This window comes from Candidatus Thorarchaeota archaeon (assembly GCA_021498125.1).
In the GTDB taxonomy this organism is placed as follows: domain Archaea; phylum Asgardarchaeota; class Thorarchaeia; order Thorarchaeales; family Thorarchaeaceae; genus B65-G9.
Genome location: JAIZWL010000001.1, coordinates 541,059 through 559,375 on the forward strand (window position 1 = coordinate 541,059; position 18,317 = coordinate 559,375).

The 18,317-nt window shown below is 47.7% G+C and carries 16 protein-coding genes; 9 read left to right on the forward strand and 7 right to left on the reverse strand.

All coding sequences use genetic code 11. From position 1 onward, the window contains the following. Positions 1-162: 162 nt before the first annotated feature. On the reverse strand, positions 163-1,656 hold the full coding sequence (locus K9W43_02835; protein ID MCF2136151.1) for an amidohydrolase family protein: 1,494 nt from the start codon (positions 1,654-1,656) through the stop codon (positions 163-165). 124 nt (positions 1,657-1,780) lie between these two features. Here K9W43_02835 and K9W43_02840 point away from each other — a divergent pair, with 124 nt between their 5' ends. Then, complete coding sequence (locus K9W43_02840; GenBank protein MCF2136152.1) at positions 1,781-4,402, forward strand: hypothetical protein; 2,622 nt, start codon at positions 1,781-1,783, stop codon at positions 4,400-4,402. Between the two features lie 10 nt (positions 4,403-4,412). Here K9W43_02840 and K9W43_02845 read toward each other — a convergent pair whose 3' ends face one another. From K9W43_02845 to K9W43_02855, 3 genes are read right to left on the reverse strand one after another with little or no spacing between them, the layout of a single operon-like run. Next, the gene (locus K9W43_02845; protein ID MCF2136153.1) at positions 4,413-4,676 is read right to left on the reverse strand and encodes a hypothetical protein; all 264 of its coding nucleotides are present in this window, start codon (positions 4,674-4,676) and stop codon (positions 4,413-4,415) included. A gap of 9 nt (positions 4,677-4,685) precedes the next feature. Then, entirely contained in the window at positions 4,686-5,831 is a 1,146-nt protein-coding gene (locus K9W43_02850; GenBank protein MCF2136154.1) for a hypothetical protein, read from the reverse strand. A 21-nt stretch (positions 5,832-5,852) separates the two neighbouring features. Next, the gene (locus tag K9W43_02855) at positions 5,853-6,983 is read right to left on the reverse strand and encodes a VWA domain-containing protein (GenBank protein ID MCF2136155.1); all 1,131 of its coding nucleotides are present in this window, start codon (positions 6,981-6,983) and stop codon (positions 5,853-5,855) included. Between the two features lie 129 nt (positions 6,984-7,112). Between K9W43_02855 and K9W43_02860 the strand changes: the two genes are divergently transcribed. Further along, on the forward strand, positions 7,113-7,493 hold the full coding sequence (locus K9W43_02860; GenBank protein ID MCF2136156.1) for a hypothetical protein: 381 nt from the start codon (positions 7,113-7,115) through the stop codon (positions 7,491-7,493). An 8-nt stretch (positions 7,494-7,501) separates the two neighbouring features. On the opposite strand, the gene K9W43_02865 is transcribed toward K9W43_02860, so the two are convergent. Continuing rightward, positions 7,502-8,065: an E2F family transcription factor gene (locus tag K9W43_02865; GenBank protein MCF2136157.1), complete on the reverse strand. Its 564-nt coding sequence runs from the start codon at positions 8,063-8,065 to the stop codon at positions 7,502-7,504. A 215-nt stretch (positions 8,066-8,280) separates the two neighbouring features. Between K9W43_02865 and K9W43_02870 the strand changes: the two genes are divergently transcribed. The 4 genes from K9W43_02870 (at position 8,281) to K9W43_02885 (ending at position 14,249) form a co-directional block, all read left to right on the forward strand. Next, positions 8,281-9,612 (forward strand): cyclic 2,3-diphosphoglycerate synthase, encoded by a 1,332-nt coding sequence (locus K9W43_02870; protein MCF2136158.1) that lies wholly within the window; start codon positions 8,281-8,283, stop codon positions 9,610-9,612. 276 nt (positions 9,613-9,888) lie between these two features. Then, positions 9,889-11,040 (forward strand): ATP-binding protein, encoded by a 1,152-nt coding sequence (locus K9W43_02875; protein ID MCF2136159.1) that lies wholly within the window; start codon positions 9,889-9,891, stop codon positions 11,038-11,040. A gap of 180 nt (positions 11,041-11,220) precedes the next feature. Beyond that, positions 11,221-12,885, forward strand: a complete 1,665-nt coding sequence (locus K9W43_02880) for an aldehyde dehydrogenase family protein (GenBank protein ID MCF2136160.1) — start codon at positions 11,221-11,223, stop codon at positions 12,883-12,885. Positions 12,886-12,887: 2 nt separating this feature from the next. Further along, entirely contained in the window at positions 12,888-14,249 is a 1,362-nt protein-coding gene (locus K9W43_02885) for a hypothetical protein (GenBank protein MCF2136161.1), read from the forward strand. Positions 14,250-14,251: 2 nt separating this feature from the next. On the opposite strand, the gene K9W43_02890 is transcribed toward K9W43_02885, so the two are convergent. Beyond that, positions 14,252-15,196, reverse strand: coding sequence for a hypothetical protein (locus tag K9W43_02890; protein MCF2136162.1), 945 nt, complete (start codon positions 15,194-15,196; stop codon positions 14,252-14,254). Positions 15,197-15,308: 112 nt separating this feature from the next. On the opposite strand from K9W43_02890, the gene K9W43_02895 reads away from it, so the two are divergent. Then, the gene (locus K9W43_02895) at positions 15,309-15,701 is read left to right on the forward strand and encodes a hypothetical protein (protein MCF2136163.1); all 393 of its coding nucleotides are present in this window, start codon (positions 15,309-15,311) and stop codon (positions 15,699-15,701) included. Between the two features lie 19 nt (positions 15,702-15,720). Here the strand turns inward: K9W43_02895 and K9W43_02900 are convergent, their stop codons facing one another. Beyond that, the gene (locus tag K9W43_02900; protein ID MCF2136164.1) at positions 15,721-16,638 is read right to left on the reverse strand and encodes a hypothetical protein; all 918 of its coding nucleotides are present in this window, start codon (positions 16,636-16,638) and stop codon (positions 15,721-15,723) included. A 64-nt stretch (positions 16,639-16,702) separates the two neighbouring features. Between K9W43_02900 and K9W43_02905 the strand changes: the two genes are divergently transcribed. Next, the gene (locus K9W43_02905) at positions 16,703-17,455 is read left to right on the forward strand and encodes a TatD family hydrolase (protein ID MCF2136165.1); all 753 of its coding nucleotides are present in this window, start codon (positions 16,703-16,705) and stop codon (positions 17,453-17,455) included. A gap of 73 nt (positions 17,456-17,528) precedes the next feature. Then, positions 17,529-18,317 (forward strand): PAC2 family protein, encoded by a 789-nt coding sequence (locus tag K9W43_02910; GenBank protein ID MCF2136166.1) that lies wholly within the window; start codon positions 17,529-17,531, stop codon positions 18,315-18,317.

Below are 18,317 nucleotides of genomic sequence, written 5' to 3' on the forward strand. Positions count from 1 at the left end.
TCCGCATTGAGAGACTCGGCGGTCTTCGGGTGCAGATGGGCAAATCCTCTGAGGTCTCCGCCGTCTATAATTTCAAGAGTGATCTTCTTTGTGATGACCAGTGCCTCCCTGTCTTACTATGTAGTTCATTCTCCGTAATGGGATATAAACAATCACATGGTATTATGATGATAACGCGTGCTCAAGCGCATTGCACAGTAATTCATCAGTCTCAAACATCTGGCTCTTTCGGTTCAGTTCTGTCATCAAATGCCGATTGGCGCCAAGATGATTTGATTCCAGTGTCCTGATTCCCTCATTTCCCGAGAAGGGTATCACTGCACAGCTATAGAGGTTTCCCGGCTGCGGCTGTATCCAGACATGAATTTGATTTCCCTCCCGTGATTTGAGCGAGAAAATGCAGGAATCGGTTTCAATGCCATTACGCCCTCCCTGTGCCACAGTCTTGACAGATGGCCATGTTCCGACTGGTGGAATCATGTAGTCGAGAGAGGTTAATGACCAATTCTCCTCACTGGCACGCTTGATGACCTTTTGAACTATACAGCACAAGAGTTTGCTCTGAGGATTGGAGGTTATGAAGTGCTTCATCTGTTGTGACTTGCCACCCTCCGCATGATAGGGTCGTCGCACAAGTGAGAGTGCGTTGCCTGCGAGTATTTTCTGAATGTCTGAGGTCGTTCCGGGAAAGTCACGAGATAGTAGAAAGAGTATGAATTCTGCAGCCTGAACTGAGAGAAACGAATAATCTGTACCGAAGAGAAGTTTGCTTGACCACGATGTGGTCGGATCATGAATGAGATTCGGCGCCTTTTTGAACAGAAGTGGAATGTCTCTGTCATGGAGCGATGAGGTCTCACCAAACACTAGTGGGTCCGATATGGTCTGATATAGAGTTCCTGAGGCTGGGCTCATGCCGCAGTGGCCGACTATCACTCGTGGTGGTCTCTCACCATCATCACGGATATGTTCTACAAGATCGGTGATGCGTTCAATGGTCTTCGCATTTCGTGCATCAAAGAGAACTGGAATGTCTAGACTTCCCGCGGTCGACACCACTTCGATCACTGGAGGACTGTCCATTCGGTCAATAAAGAGCTGGGCAAGCGGGTGGAGTTTTAATCCTCTGAGACCTAACTGCAATATTGCTCGCCGGAGTTCTTTGACTGCAAGATCCGAGGCCGCATTGACCGCATCCATTGGGTCAATCCGCGCGAAACCAATGACCCGTGCTGAGTGTGGGGCCTGAGTGGTCCAGCTTGCGATGCGATCATTTGAGATACGGAAGCTAGCATTCTTGGGGAATCCCGACTTGCAGTAATCATCCGTATATGGAAATGCGATTGTTCTGTCAACGAGCCACCCTATGCTATTGCGTTTCCATTGATCTCTGCTCTCGAAGACAAGCCTTGCAGCATCGGTTGGTACCACCTCAATTGGTTCGAAGAGAAGTTCATCACGCTCACGCATGGACTGAGCCATTTTTTGGAGTTCTACCCATAACATGGAATAGAACTCGTAAGCGGAAGACGGCATATTACGATGGGTCTTTTCCTTGCCCATATGGTGATGGCCATCCACAATGTAGAACTGTAAGAGATCCCCCTTTTGCAATCCCTGTTCAGGAATATCTTCCGTGGCTCGGACAACTAACATAGGACTATACCCTCACCTTAACAATGGTACTCCCATAATAAACAATTGTCTGATGCTGGCATAGACCAGCAGTAGGCATATATCTGTTTGAATATTTCTCCAAGTATAGTGGAGGATAACACGGATGTTGGTTGTTGAAGACACGGAGAGCAATGAGATTCTGCGCTTCGTCGTTGTGGATGCATCCGTACGACTTGGAGAGGTCAAGGTTGGCACGCAAGTAAAACGTTTTGATCCGGAGAGGGTCTTGTCCTTTTTTGGAACAGTGGAACAGCATCTGATGGATCTTGCAGGAAAGTATCCCGAGTCATACCGGTATCTTCCAAGAAAGACCTATGAGTATCTGAAACCACCACCGGTCATAGGAGAAGTATATCGCAGTTCCTCAACGGAACCCCGATGGTTGGTTGACTTTTTCATTACCAAGCCTCTGATCCAAGTGGGGCATGTTGTTCTGCCCAAGGTCCAACAGATCGCAAACACTCGGCTGACGAGGAAGTGGGCACTCGAATCATTCTATGCGCCCCGGCTCTATTTCACTCAGGACCTGAGAGATGAAAAATCCGACATGAACGGGTGGCTTTGCGTACTACGGGCGAAGGATCTTCCAAGCGTATTTAGAGGGCCTAACAGAAATGATGTGTTAGAGCATATCAAGTATCAAGTGCCAATTATAATTGAGATGGAACAAAAGGATGATCTTGAGACCCTTCTTGATTGGCTGGTCTTTGTGAAGAAACTCAAGTTGACCTCGCCCCGCTTGATCTTTGTGGTCCGATCCTACAATGAGTGGGGTGATGATATTGCCAAGTTACTTGAGATCCCCCGAACAATGATAATGACCTCCGGAGCCACTGTTGTTCATCTCTCGACTCTTATCAAGACGTTGCGCGAAAAATTTGGGGATGAGTGGTCCCGGAAGCTTGTATTTGCAAGTTCATATCCTGAGACCCAGATCGGGGATAGCCTTGTTGAGATCTTGAGTTTTCTGTTGAGCCGAACCGTAAGCGCAACTCCGACCGATCTACATAGAATTCTTGGTGGAAACCTATTAGGTCTGTTACCACCGTATCCCAAGTTTATCAAATTCATTCAGTCCAAACTAGTGATCACTGCTGAGGGTTCCCTTGGGCATAGTAGTGTTAAGGGGTTAGCACGATTTCTTGAGGTTCTGATGAAGCGAACCGACATAGAGGTCATCTCGGCGGATTATTTGGTCACCACAAATGGAGAAGTTGACACCAATAGTATGGTGATCACTCTTCTCGATGGCCCGGAAGGCCCAGCCCGTTGCTTGGCGCTCTGGATGAAGCGTGATGGTACTCTGACCGTTTCGGGATGGCATTCTAAACTGGCGGATCCCTTACAGATACGGAACAGTGAGCTCTTTACAACGCTTATGCAGAATGCTGCAAGTTCTGGGGATATTGTCTTGGACTCACCCCGGCATTTCGACCAATTTGGTAACTTTCTCATTAAATGCCTCAAGCTCCGCGATGGAAAGGACATACTCTCCGCACTGCACTACAGAGTCACGATTGGTGCAGCGGAAGATGGAACCGTTCAGCTCTCTCCACGAGACATGAAGACACTGGATGTCGGAGAGAAGGACTATGTGATCGTGCTACATGCAGAGAGCCGTAGGTGGTGGGGTGCTGTAGTTGAGGAGCAGAAGGATAGTGCTGAGCATACGGTCAAGATCTCCGAGCAGGATGCTGTTCTCTTTGGTATCCATGAGAATGAGTCTGTGGACGTTGTGCGATATGACTCGTTCATTCAAGAGATCGATGAGGCCGTGTTCTCATATCAGACATTTTGCGAGAGTGTGACTGCCGAGGATAATCAATATCTGTATCTGCATGGTTCGGAGGCCCGTGACCAGCTTAAGAATAGGCTTCTTGGACTTGGCACTTCGGTGTTCATGGAGTTACCCGATGATCAGGTCTCTCTGACACTGGTTGAGTCCGATCCGCCTCTTATGGAGGGACAACTTGGTCAGATAAATGGGACAGAGGTCAAGTACGTTCCAAAGATGATGCTCCACGACATGAATCTGGTCATCTGTATATCCCTTGATGCAGGAATGGACACGACCGATGTGAGCATCAAGACTCTGTACACTATACGACGGCGCCTTGAACCACTGACGAAAATTGTTCCCGATGTTGAAGCGTTCCTCTCTACTATTGATACAAAGATCACTCGTTCCGAAGCGGCCGCATTGATCGGACTGCTGATCATAAACGAGATTCTTCTGAATAGAGGCGAGGGCAAACTGGGAGTGGTCACTGTGACGGACTTTGCCGAGAAGTTCTCGATTCAGAAAGGGGACACTCCGCAGTACTATGCAGAATTCTCGGAGGATCTCTTATCGCCTCAGGTGGTCGAGGCGATTGTCTATTCGATTCTGGACTCGATGAGAGCATCATCGACAAGGACTGAGATGAGTGATGCATATCGAGCTGTCGCCGAGCTGTTGGAGGACTTTGGAGACGACCTTCCCACACTTGTTATCATGATTGGCGACTCTGTCAGTGATCCCGATGAGGATTCCGATCCCTTCCTCACATCTATTGCATCGCATTCCAGATACAGATTAGAATTCCTTGCTCTTGGGACCGAGTTCGATGAAGCCCTTGCAGAGCGACTGTTTAGACCGATAAAAGGCAAGGTCACACGGATCGAATCATTTAGAGCCTATGATATAGACTCGAAACTGCTAGATGCGATCCACGATCTGTGCTGATGTCTTTCATCTAATACTTGCGAAGTGCTGCGACTCGGCGCTCAAGTTCTGTTATTGCTTGTTCTAGATCAACTATCATCTCAAGGGTCTTTGAGACTGGCGAACTGTCTGAAGACGATTGATCTGATGAATCACTTGCAGAAGCTGCTGAGAGTTGTTGTTCAAGCTGTTCTAATCGCAACTTGAGCTCATCTGATTTTTCGGTCAATAGTTGTATCTGGCCTATGATATAGTGAAGTGTTTTGATTCGTTCGATATGACGCTCTTCCGACATGGCTCCCCCTCACTCTCTTTGATCAATGATTGCTTTCATACTCTCCTCCAGTCTGTCAAGTCGTTCCGCAATCTCTTCCAACCGTGTGACTAGACTGCGTATCTTCTGGGTTGTCTCTTTATCTGCTGGTGCTCCGATTGCCGAGGGTTTTGTACCCTTGGCTGCTTGTTCCTCCAGTCTGCTTATCCTCTTTTCAAAATCGAGTAGACTCTTCTGTAGCCCTTTCACATCTGCCTGTTCTAGTTTCTCCTCTAATTTAGTGAGGACTGTCAGTATCTTGTTACTGTCATCAGCTGGCTGAGACGCTCTTGGCTCTTTGGAGGGCGGTGCTTGACTTTTGATATCAGTCCAGAGTGGACTTAGATACTTGTGCACAAGTTGAGACAGGGACGGTGGTCTCTGGACCGCAAAGCTGGCTAATGATCGTGGGGCATCCCATAGTGCGATCTGGGCAGTGTCGGTGCCTATTGCGACACAGGTCCCCAGTCCCTCTTGTATTTTCTTAAATAATTTTAACTGTGCGATCCAACGAGAGAATATGCGTGAAAATGGTACTAGTGATGAGAGATCCCCTTTGGCAAGAGGCACAGTGTCGTCTTCGGTCTGTCCCTCCGCCTTTGCTACTACAGTTCCTGTTTCGGAGGGTTTCTTTGGTATTTTGACTGCCACAGCACACTCTAGCCTGCCATCAATCGCGTCGGAACGCATCTGCTCTATATAATCCAGACTTGGCTCCTCCCCAGGAAGAGTGAACTCACGTTCACCGAAATGTTGTGACGCGAGGCGAACGATGTCCGCCAGTGTCTGAGTGCGAGACCACCATATAATATCAAGTGCGTTTTCAGGATCAGTGATGTCTACTAGCGCGACGAACTTTTCTGTTGCAATTCCTGGAGGACCGAGGATTACTAGGAACCCTTTCCGCATTGCTATTGCATTAAGATCCACTGCTAATCGCGCAGCTCTGTCCCCGGGAATCAAGTAATGATTATGTAGCTCTTTGTCAGTCAGATTTGGTGAGACCATCTTGTGGGTGATACCCTGTTCGATCCATCCAGATTTGAGTTCGCCCGGAACAAATCGGGAGATGATGAATCCGGAAATAGCCCCACTATTGTGAAGTGCTGTGAGTTCCTTGACAAGAGCCTCTGTCATTTCAAGCCTCACCTCGAATCATTAGTACAGCCTAGTCTTGTACACTTTACTGGTCAGAGATTGGGAACCATAAAAGACCTCTACACGAATGCTTGCCTTACCTGTCTCAAATGCCATAGGCACGAGTGTGAGTTCAATCTCCTGATCAGACCGCGGACCGATGTCATGTGGCTCATTGATGATCTCAGATATTCCGTCCTCGGAGATCAAGGAGGCCACGACCCGAACACAGATCACCGACGGACTGGGATTCCTGACGTGAATGTTATATTTAATGGGTTTGCCACCAATAATCGCATCTGGGATCTTGCCGAGTTGTACTTCAATACCCATTTGAGATGCTGAGAGTGGCCGGCCCCGTGGCCAGCGAGGAATACGTTCTAGTTCAAGAAGGCGTGACAAAGAAGTCCGTAGCTGTCTTACTTCAAGTCCCAGTTCAGAAGAGGCCTCTCCCAGATCAAAGACGCCATCATGAGTCGCATAGTATGACAGCACCTTGCGGTCCGCTTCTATGAGATCGCTCACGCCCTCAAGTATCTGTAGGATCGCCTCTGGTAGCTTGTTTCGGTCTTCGAGCGGGAAATATTGTCCTCCTTCGACTGCCTCTGCGATCATCTTGAAGGAGCGCTCCACAATCTCATTGCATCCTACAACGAAAACAAAGACTGTTGATCCAAATTGCTTTCTCAGTTCGAGGACCTCTTGTTTTGGGTCATACCCTGCAGGGCAGCCTTGTGGCCAGTAGTCATCGTCAAGATGGTTGTAGTCCGTTCCGTGTGGAGGCGCATCCCCAACAAGAAGCAGTACTTTGTAAGCGTCAGCCGACCATGAGAGTTTTGTTCGTGCGTCATGGAGACCGTCAGCAACAGCCTCGGGGGCATCTCCGCCCTCAGAGGGCCTGAGTGACGAGATGGCCTTGTGGACTTTCTTTATGTTGTCCGTAAAATCGAAGATCTTTGTCACGTATGTATAATCTTGTGGTGGGTGGTCCCGGTATGATACAACAGCGAATCTGATGCTGATGTCCGTCGTCCGTTTAGTTATTCGCTTTACAATATCGAATAGACTATCCTTGACTGCACGGATATCGTCACGCATCGAGCCAGTTGTGTCAACGACGAAGGCCACGTCAATCTTTGAGATGGAACTCACTCCGCTCACTCCGCAATTGTGTCAGAAAGACACTCGTCATTGGTAGTATTATGCCTTGCGTACATCTATACTAGCGAACATTTTTAGTCATGAGCACGCTCTTTGTATGAATACTGGACTGTGTGTGCTATGCGTGAGAGCGAGATCGCCATTGAATTCGAGTTTGATGATGGGCTTGTACTAAAAGGTGTTATAGATCGTGTCCATGCGCCACTTATTGTGGACGACATCAAGACAATGCTGCCACTGGAAGGACGGACTGCATTGTTGCGGGATGAGATGAAGATCACTCTGGACATCTCGCGTGGGAACCAGAAGCCAGTACGTGATGTGAAACGTGGTGATATTGCATATATGCCGCTTGGGGATTCTCTCTGTATCTATCTCAAGGATATGCACACATTTAGTCCCGTGAATGTCATAGGTAAAATCACCACTGATGAAGAGCGATTATCTCAGCTCAAACAAGTTAGACGAGGCAGTAAGGTTCAGATCAGGCTCTCCACATGAACTCGGCTCTATAGCCGTTGAAAGCTCTTTAGGAGTAGTTTGGTCTCATCCTTTTTTACCTCAGTGGGATCCGCGGTCATTCCCGGCTCATAGGTCTCAATTATTACCTCAAGCCCTGAGTCTGTCACACTCTTGATGCCCTTTGTAGAGAGTGCACGTATAGTTAGCATTGTTGTATTGAATTCTGTCTTTGAGGCGGCTTCGATGAGTTGTGTCTCGGATCGGGTCTTTGTCTTTGCAATGCGTAATTGCTCTTTGAGTTCAGCTACCTGAACTTGGAGCTTGTTACGAGTATCGATCACATCATCAAGTGTCGCCTTCATAGACTCATATTCCTTCTTTGGAACAAAGTCCGCCATCTTGTCAATCCATGTCACTGTGGTGCCATCAAATCTACGAGTTGTCTTTATGAAACCCATTGCTTTTAGTACAGCAATGACATCATAGACTCTCCTCTTTGGGGTTTCAAGTCTTGTAGCTATTTCATCACTACGGATTCCCTCTTCGCCACACTCTTTGAGCAATTCCACTGTATCTCTGGCGAGTTCGACGAGTTTCCGTTTAGACGTCACAATTGCACCCCGGTAGATAGCGATGCATAGTATTCTGTAGGTAATACACTTTGAGGTCGAGTAGAAGATAAGTCTTTGTATTATGTCGTCGATTTTTCGTAATTTCGATTTTTCGATACTTATCTGACACGATAAAATGAAGATACCAATAATTTCTTAACACGCCACTAAACGCCGTCAGCACGTACCAATTTTGAGGAACGGCGGCGACAAACATGTCACGTAAAAAAGTAATTATCATGGGTGCTGCTGGCCGCGATTTTCATAACTTCAATGTCTTCTTCAGAGATAACGAGGACTATGAGGTTGTGGCCTTCACGGCAGAGCAGATTCCGGGAATTGAAGATCGAATATATCCTCCCGAACTCTCGGGCAGACTGTATCCCGATGGGATCAAGATCTACCCCGAGGAGAAGTTGCCTGAACTGGTCGAGAAATTCAAACCCGAACAATGTGTTCTTGCATATTCCGACCTCCCCTATTCGACAGTAGGCCACAAGATAGCATGGGTGAATTCACTGGGGCCGGATATGCGACTCATGGGCCCAGAAACAACCATGATTAAGAGTAAAAAGCCCGTTCTTGCAGTCTGTGCTATTCGGACAGGTTGTGGAAAGAGCCAGACCTCCCGTAGAGTCAATAAGATTCTCATTGATCTTGGTCTCAAGCCTGTCAACATCAGACACCCGATGCCTTACGATCCTGATCTGACCACACAGATAGCTCAGCGCTATGAGACCCTAGAAGATATGGACAAGTATAGATGTACGATTGAAGAGCGCGAAGAATACGAGCCCATGATCAATATGGGTGTGATCTTGTACGCCGGTGTCGATTACGGAAAGATCTTGGAACAGGCCGAGCAAGAGGCAGATGTCATTACGTGGGATGGCGGAAACAACGACTTCCCATTCTACAAGCCCGACCTGCTCATCACCATCGTTGATCCTCACAGGCCCGGTCATGAGGTCTCGTACTACCCAGGTGAAACCAACCTGCGGATGGCAGATGTAGTTGTCATCAACAAGGTCGAGACCGCAGATTACGAGAATATCGAAGAGGTCCGTAAGAACATTCAGAAAGTTAATCCTCACGCAATAGTGATCGATGCAGCATCTCCAGTGCGAGTTGAAGACATGGACATCATCAAGGGCAAGCGTGTTCTTGTTGTCGAAGACGGTCCAACTGTGACCCACGGTGAGATGCCTTATGGTGCAGGTTACATTGCTGCTCGTAAGGCAGGTGCAACTATTGTTGATCCCCGCCCCTACGCTGTAGGCAGCATCGAGAAGACCTTCGCAAAATACACGCACCTCCATGATGTTCTCCCAGCAATGGGTTACGGTGCAGAACAGATGAAGGAACTCGAAAAGACCATCAACAAGGCCGATGTGGACGCAGTTGTCATTGGGACTCCCATTGATCTGGGCCGGATCATCAAGATCAACAAGCCCGCCACAAGAGTTCGTTATGACCTTCAAGAGATTGGGAAGCCCGACCTTGAGGATGTCATCCGCGAGTTCGCTGAGAAACATGGTCTTTTGTGATCTGCTACTATTTATTGAACGAGGCATTTCCGCCTCGTTTCTTGTCTTTTTTTGCAATGTTTGGCGACAGTATACCGTTATCAGACCGATTGCCGATTTGATGCCTATTCAAACCACCTTGATTTTGAAAATTGGAAACGATTTTATGGCACAACTGTTTCCTAACTGGTCATGGGGAAACAGAATCTAAGAAATCATGTTCTAGCATGGTGAGAGGCCGAATTCAAGATATTAGAGCGAAGTATTCCGGTTAGTGTTACCGAAGAGATTACTACGATGATTGGTCCCCGTAGGTCAGGTAAGACTTTTTTCATGTATCAGATTACAGAATCACTTGAAGCCGAATTCGGTAAAGAGAACATGGTCTATGTGGACTTTGAGGATCCGTTGGTCCGTGTTTCTTATTCCGACTTCATACGTGTACTTGACGAGTTGATTCCCGATCGAGATGTTCTCTTACTTGATGAGATTCAGTCTATAGAAGACTGGGCATCGTGGTTGAGAGGGTTTCATAACTGGCGAAAATATCATATATTTGTGAGTGGCTCCAGTTCAAAGCTGTTAGATCGTGAGATTGTGACTTCACTACGCGGGAGGAGTATATCTCGGATTGTCTTTCCGTTCAGTTTTAGAGAGATCTTCAAATATGAGGATCTATCAGGACGAAAGGCCAATGCACTTTTGAATAGATATCTTGAGTGGGGTGGTTTCCCGCGTGTCTATCTCTCCACTGATAAATCCGAGCTTCTCAGTGCCTATAATGACACGATTTTCTTTAGGGATGTAGTAGAGCGTTTTAATGTTCGTGACATTCAGAGTGCACGTATTTTCAGAGACCAGTTGATGCGTAACCTTGCACAACCGTTTTCGATATCAAAGACTACAAAGTTTCTCAAGAGTATTGGTATTTCTAAGAGTAAAAAGACTCTTAGCGAGTTGCTCGACTATTTTGAGGATGCCTTTTTGATTTTCTCTGTCCCACGGTTCTCGCGGTCTTCACGAGGAGTCACGCAGATGCCAAAGAAGGTCTATCCTGTAGATGTGGGACTCTTTCAACCATACTTTTCATTCTCCGAATCAATTACTCGTAGATTTGAGGCCGTTGCTGCAATCGAACTCCACAAAGAATCCCTACGTCACGGAACAGAGTTATTCTATTGGCAGTCCCATGAGGGGTATGAAGTCGATTTTGTGATTCGTGGCCGAAGGGGAATTGAACAGATGATACAGGTATGTTACAATATAGAAGACGAGAAGACACGAATGCGTGAAGAACGATCTCTTCTCAAGGCATCACGTGCCTTTGATTGCAAGAGATTGCTTGTTATCACATGGGATGTCGAGGATAAAGTCGAACATGATGGCGCAATAATTAATTATATCCCTATGAGCAAGTGGTTACTTGGGCATGCGAATAGTGACCACTGAGCCTTTTTTGATTCGGTTCATGATCTTTCCGTATGCCTCCGATTATGATGATGATAATAATTGACTTGATCGTTGTATGTCTTAGATGAACTCTTGGTTGAATATTTCCAAGAAAGCCTATAAGTGACGACTCACCAATTGCTGTCATCATCATGCCTCGCATCGGACACGTGATTGAACATGGAACTATTTCCTATATTGGTAGATGGAGATGAAGTGGATACTGGCAAATACATCATATTTCCAGATATGGATAAGGTGATAGTGGAACCAGGACTAGCCATATCTCTTCAACTTAGAGGAGCATCTTTCAGTCAGAAAGCCATCTTTTCAAGAGCACCAGGTCTTATTCCTCAAAGCACGCCTGAGATGAGATACCTCAAGGACTATCGTAAGGCCCACGGAGTTCCTAAATATTCACGCGACGAGCTAGATGAGATATCTTACGCCCGAGTAGCACTTGCTCGTGAAGAGGACATCCGTCGGGCAATTCACTCTGGTGCGCGGGATCATCAGAAGCTCTTCAACCCCTTTAGAGTAAAAGACATGGGTGTGAGTCTTGACGATCGTGTCGATGCGCTCTATCATGCAGGGCTGGCGGTCAAGGACCGATTCAAGGAAGTTCAAGAAATCTCGATACGCGAGGGTGTTCCCATCAAGACCTTTGAGTGGACCTGGTCCATGTTTACCGAATATCTTGAACGTGAGACCTTCGAACTATGGGGCAAGGCTCTAGATGTTGTTGAGACCCCGGGAAGGGATGGGGGTAAGAATTATCGTTTCAGAGAACCCTACGGTGTGACCTGTCTGTTCACGCCCTATAACTCTCCCTTGGCGCTTGGAATCCTCAGTATCACCTCTTCAATACTTGCTGGCAATGCGACTATTCTGAAACCACCTAGCAAAGTACCTCTCTCCACCATCCTCTTAGGCCGTATCTTTGTGGAGTCATTTGTTGGCAACGGTCTGCCTTTGGGTATGCTCCAAGTACTCACTGGAGGCGGGAAACAGATGATGAGCCGATTTATGAATGATCCACTTGTCCGCGCTCTAGTCTGGTATGGTGACAGCAATACTGGTGTACATCTCTGGTCTCAATCAGTGATGCACCGAATACAGATGGCACCGGAACTCGCAGGCAGTGATGCGTGTCTTGTATGGGGTCGAGATGTGGATCTTGAGTTTGCAGCAAAAATGATTGTGAAGGGGCGATACCTTGGCAGTGGGCAGGCCTGTCTTGCCGTTAAGCGACTGCTCGTGCAGAAGGAATTACATGATGATCTAGTCGCCCTACTAGTAGAAGAGGCTAACAGGCTTCAGGTTGGTCGGCCCTCAGACCCAGCAACCGATCTTCCACCATTAGGGATCACTGCTCTATATCTTCTTGTGGATCAGATGGACGACGCACTGGCAAAAGGGGCACATGTCAAGATTGGTGGGTATCGTTGTGATTTCCAAGGAGACCCCGATCCGGCAGGACTCTTCTACAAGCCAACTGTTCTGACTGAAGTGACTCCAGATATGCGAATCATGACCGAAGAGGTCTTTGCACCAGCCTTACCAGTGATGGCGGTCGATAGTGTTGAAGAGGCGATCTCAATCGCTAATCGATCTCGCTATGGCCTGAGATCATCAATCTTCACAGATGATGTCAATGCTAGGCGCACATGGGTGAAAGAGATAGAGGCCGGGGGAGTCATAATCGGCACAGACCATCTCTATTTCGATCCGTATATGCCACATCTTGGAGGCTATAAGGACTCTGGAGTAATAGGCGCAAAGTACTTCCCTGAGATGTTGACCAGAATGAAGTATGTTCATGTGGGGCCTAGTGTGGAGTTCTGAAAATGAACGACAGCGGGGCGGAACCAGATCGGACTACACTGCTCAAAATAATAAAATCTGAAGCACGTAAGAAATCAGTCGAGTTGCTCTGTGAGTTTGCCACGCGACCCACATCCATGCATGCTATCTTGAGGCAATACCTTGCTGAGGAGAAGCCTACAGTTGACCTATTCATGATGGTGCAGGCTCTCACCATGAGCACTATCAGGTTTCTTAACACCATCGACTTTCTCATATCGCGGAGCAAATTACAGGCGCATTTCAAGAGTCTGCCCGACCCCGAAAAGAATGCCTTACGACTGGCGGTCTATGAGGGGCGATGGCTAAGAACACCAATTGCTATACTTGAAGACCAGTATCTTGCAAAATATGATCACCTCCGCAGAGCACTTAGACGCGCAATTGGGATGGATCTTGCAAGAGCAGTTTCCTCACTAGAAGATCCCGAGCGTTTGGGGATTGAGTTTTCCCATCCATCCTTTCTTGTCAAGACATTCATTGACAAGCTTGGGAGAGATGATGCCATCCAGCTTATGCAAGTCAATCTTCAACCGCGTCCATATTACATTCGTCCAAATCTACTGAAATGTAACGAGTCTGAAATGGTGGAGGCACTACATGAGGCCAATATCAAGGTTGAATCAGACCCTGAAGTGACTGGTATCTATAAGGTGATTGAGGGAGCAGACCGCATCATCAGGTCCTCATTATTTCGTAAGGGCAATGTGCTTGTACAGGACAAGGCCAGTGTGTTGACAGTCAGATCGTTAGATGCACGGCCGGGCGATACAGTATGGGATGCCTGTGCAGCCCCCGGAATGAAGACCCAACTCCTCTGGGAGTCCATGCACAAACAGGGCCACTTGGCCGCCTCCGATATTCATCTTGGCAGATTAAAAATGGCGGCCGATCGAATCGGAGCACTCGGCTGTAGTGAGGTCTCATGGATACTTGCAGATGCTTCAACTGTTCCTGTACGTAATGCTGACAAGATCCTCATCGATGCACCATGTACTTCAACAGGAATTCTACGAAGTCGTCCCTCCTTCAAGTGGAAACTAAACAAGAGGTATCTCATGAGTATCATGTCAATACAGCATAAGATTCTGGAGGGGATTATGTCTGTCTATGTGAATAGACCCAGCACTGAAATTGTCTATGCAACATGCTCTCTCTTGCCTCATGAGGGCGAGGACCAAATCGATTCCATGCTGAGCCGGTATGATGTGGAGTTTCTTGAGATTCCAATTCCCAATGCGAGCCACGGTTACCCCGAATATACGTGTACAGATAAGGTCCGACGATTGTTCCCACATATTCACAATACAAGTGGCTTTTTTATTGCGAAGTTTCGTATTGTGTGACCTCACCGTCCACCGGATACTCGTCGATAGATCGAGTCCATTACCCTACGCGCAAATTCCTGATCATCTTTGAAGGCGAACGGAATCGAATAATACTCCTTGCGTGCCTTTTCGATGGTCTCTATATCTCGGCTCACATATGCTCGAAACAATAGTTTGGTCCACTTGAAACATGGGTCTTGATTGAACTTGTCAGAGAATCCGGAGGACTCCGCAACCTGAGTCAGATATTTGATTCCGTCCTTTGGTCTTCCCAGCATCAGATCTGCAAGTGCACCCATACATGCAAAGACAATCGCATTCTTTGCCAATCCTGATTTGATATAGGTCTCGGCGCCCTCCTTGTATTCCTTCGATTTCTTTGCATAGAGTTGACGACCATCAACTATCGTGATATCCCGCAGTTGTTCCTCATGCTCGACCTTTTTCAGCCCTCCGCCACTCAGAAGGGTCGCCTTGAGTTCCGCCTGCATGCTTCGCATATTATCTTTCATGACCAATTTGTTTGCAGTCGTGATCATATTCCGTCCTGCCTTGAGGAGCGACTCGCGGACAGATGAATTCTGTAAGGTGGGATCCGAATTGGCTATTCCGCTCTCATAGACGGCGCGACAATATCGATAGATCTCATAGGCACGATTAATGAGTCCGAGATCGACCAGAAAGTTGAGGCCAGAGATCGCAGTGAGAATGGCATTATCGGTCTCGCCAAGATTTTCGAACTGGGTTGCGGCCTCAATAAGCCATAGGACTGCATCCGAACTCTGTTGAGACATCATCTCTTGGCCCTTGGCAAGGGAGGTGTATGCGTCTATGCACATTACCGATCTGTCAAAGTCCGAACATTTCATGGCCACCTCGCCCTTGGAAATGACCTGATTTCGTAGGCCACAGGTGTAGCGACCCTTATCACTACGAAGCCAAGAGCAATATTCTGATGATTCCACTGTGCCTTTGCACCTCTCGGTAGGTCTTTATCTTGAGCGTTAAAAAATCCATTCACGGCGTATCATAACTCTTAACTGGATATGTAACTTGGGCCTTGAGGAGGTATGCCTCGTGATAGACGGTGATGACGAACTGGAACGAATCCGTAAGAAGAAGATGGAGCAACTGATCGCTCGTGAGAAGCGGCTGCGCGAACAGCAAGAGCGTCAGCAAAAGACCACTACTGAACGATTGGGCCTCCTGAAGCGGTTTTTGGCTCCTGATGCTGCAAGTTACTTGGACGCTCTCAGAAAAAATGAGCCTGTCATTGCGAAGCGTGTTGAGGATGTGATCCTTTATCTCATAGTCTATCGCGGTATTCGTCAGATGTTCAGTCAATTGGATGTTCGGTACGTCGAGCGCCAAGTAAAGGGTGAAGGTCCACGCATTAAGATTCAGCGTGATGGTGAGACCTCCGATTTTAGTGACTATGTCCGCGAGGCCATTCATAAGAAAGATGAATGAATGATTAGACCGATCTCGCTCATTTCATGGCTTGAGCTCGAGATTTCCATTGGCGGATCTTGTATTGCAGATCTTGGATGTCGCCCGGCTTTGAATTCCATGCATTGGCCGTCCGGCGCATCTCAAAGATGAGTGCACCGCCTCGTGCCAGTTTCTGTTCCAATATGTCCACAGCGGTCTCAAGAGCCTTGGCAATATTCTCATGGCCCTCGGTACGTTCCACTATCTGATCCAGATCATCAAATATGGTGTCCGGTGAAGCGCGTTGCCACTGCTCGATAGGAATCTGAGCCTCACGATACTTTTTGGCTGGGATGACCACATTATTCGGACCGAGCTCCACTTCGTCTTCGACTTGCAGTTTATCTATTATTGATTTAATCTCCGCTACGCTTGTAGCCAACATAGCTGCAAGATCTTCAATGGTCACCTTGCGCTTTTGTAAGACAATGCCAAGGATTCGGTATCGCGTATCACCATGAGCCAACAGGGCTTTTCTCAACCCTTCGATGGCCTGTTCTTTTCCCGTGATTGCATCCATCGATGCAGCAGAGAGTTTGGCCAGGTCCTCTTTGAGCTGGCGGACTTGGGCTTGAGCAAGATCCAGTTGGTGCTGGGTTTCTCCTGACTGGGGTAGACCTGATACCACGGGGGCTCCTGTGGTTGGTTGGTCGGATCGCATATCGCGGACCTCTTGCCCCATTGCACGAAGCGCACCCTGAGCCTTCTGGAGTTCAGTCTTTAATTGCTGAATCTCAGAGTCCTTCTCTTTCACACTCTGCTCAAGGGTCTGTAGTTGCTGATTCAGCTGAGATGCCCGTCGGACACTACCGCTAAGTTGGGCTTGCATGGTCTCTAAGCGTTGATTGAGAGCTGCAATTTGCATGGTCTTTTCTCTTAGCCGTGTGTTAATATCGTCGGACATATCAATTCCCATTCTTTGTCAGACGGTGACGGATAAAAAGGAAATGTGTATTGCCTCAAAGGGAAGTGTTTCTGTTATGCGCTTATTCGATGCCCATACTCATCTTGACATGAAACATTACCAGCATGACTTGGACAAGGTGATCAAACGGGCACAGGATGCTGGTGTGGAGGGCATGGTGACCTGCTCTATTGGCCCCGGTTCCTTTAGACGAACACTAGGGATTGTGGAAAAATACAAGGGCCTCGTCTTTCATACTGCTGGAACCTCCGTGTCACAATTGACCAGAAAAGAGGCTGATGAGATCATTGCACTCTCTCGCAAGTATGCTGACCAAATAGTTGCAGTTGGTGAGGTGGGACTTGACTATTACTGGATAAAAGATCCTGCTGGTCGTAAGGCGCAGGAGCCGCTCTTTATTGATTTTATTAGGTTGGCAGAAGAGCTGAATCTGCCAATTGTCATCCATTCACGTAAGGCTGAGGCTGAGGCCACTGACATACTTGAACGGGAATTCAATGGTCCTGTGCTTATGCATTGTTTTGATGGTCCTCCGCGTGTCGCTCAGCGTGTGGCCGACAATGGCTGGTTCATTACACTTCCAGCCAATTTTGGACGCTATAGAAACCGGAGGCGCGCCGCCGAGATCATGCCCCTTGAACAGATCTTACTTGAAACCGATGGTCCCTATCTATCTCCTACGGATCAACGAAACGAGCCTGCAAATGTTAGATATGGCTGTGAAACCCTTGCGGAGATTAAAGAGGTTGATCCCGAAGTTGTCGGGACGACTACGACCTCCAATGCGCGTGAATTCTATCGCCTCTGAAAACTTGTTCAATGCCTGACCGACATGGCCATATACAAAGAAGACTAAATACTATAGTGGACTGTGAAAAGGTGTGTATACTCGGAAATTCATAGACATAACAGCAGAACTCAAGCATCCTGTTGCTGTTGTGGGGCTACCCGGAATTGCAAATGTAGGGCGCATCTCAGTTGAAACGCTTATAGAGGTACTAAATGCAGAACCGGTCATGCAGTTTTTCTGTAGCGATTTCCCACCGCAGGTGATGGTCCATGACGGAATCACGAAGATGCCAAAATCATCACTCTATCTCTATCGATCAGCCCCAGATGAGCCGCATGATGTGTTCTTTCTCACAGCAGACTATCAACCGGGAAATAGTCGTGGTGTCTTCGAGTATGCCGACTTTATCGTTCGAGAATTTGCCACTTATGGTGTGGAAGAGGTCATTGCACTTGCAGCCTACGAGCAAGACTATGCGGCTTACTTCGACCAATTCCCGGCCGAGCCACGTGTCTTTGTCTCAGCAAGTGATCAACAGCTCCTTGACGCATTATCGCTCATCTCAGGGGTTGTGAGTATGAAGCAGGGCGTCATCAATGGCGCTAATGGAATCATTCCGACCTGGGCCGCCACAATGTATGATATGAAGGGTGCCTGTCTTCTAGGCGAGACCATCGGTATTCTCAAGATGGATTATCGCGCAGCCAGAATGGCCATCGCCGTCTTTGGGGATCTGGTGGGCCTCAAGACACCTCTTGATGCACTTGATGAACAGGCTGAACAAGTAGTTGAATTTCTTGGATGGGCCAAGGACGAGATGGAACAGCAGGGTAAGCAAATGCAGGACGAGGAGACTCGACCTGACCGTTATATCGGATGA